General features: G+C 35.9%; 1 pseudogene. It reads right to left on the minus strand.

The annotated features are described in order from the left end of the window. Window positions 1–301 precede the first annotated feature (301 nt). Window positions 302–496: pseudogene (locus E3E37_RS10905) on the minus strand (signal recognition particle-docking protein FtsY); the annotation flags it as partial.

Here is a 496-nt window from a genome sequence, read left to right on the forward strand (position 1 = left end):
GCACCATTCGGGCCCAGCAGAAGAAGAGTCTCTCCAGTATTCAGCTCAAATGTCACATCTTCAATTGCTCTATGATTATCATAGTAAATGTTCAGATTTTCAGCTATTATCAATTTTCCACCCTCAATTAGGTTTACCTAAAAAATTTAAAAAGTTTATGGAGCTTAAATGCCAAATACTCCTTTAATCCCGTTAATCACGAGTTGCACGACCATTGAAGCTAGAATTGCCCATCACCCTAATAATTGCAAAAAATAACAAAGATATAGAGAAAAGTCTTAAAAACAAAAAGAATTCCATTTTACTCGCCAAATAACCGTTCAAGCATCCACTTTTCATCAAAAGACATTAAGTCATCATAGCCTTGTCCAACACCTACAAAAAGTATTGGGGCGCCTATAGCATGACTTATACTTAATGCTGCTCCTCCTCTTGCATCTGCATCTAATTTAGTCAATATAACCCCATCAATTTTAACAGCATCGTTAAACTGTCT

Source organism: Thermococcus sp. ES12 (genome assembly GCF_012027515.1).
Classification (GTDB): domain Archaea; phylum Methanobacteriota_B; class Thermococci; order Thermococcales; family Thermococcaceae; genus Thermococcus; species Thermococcus barossii.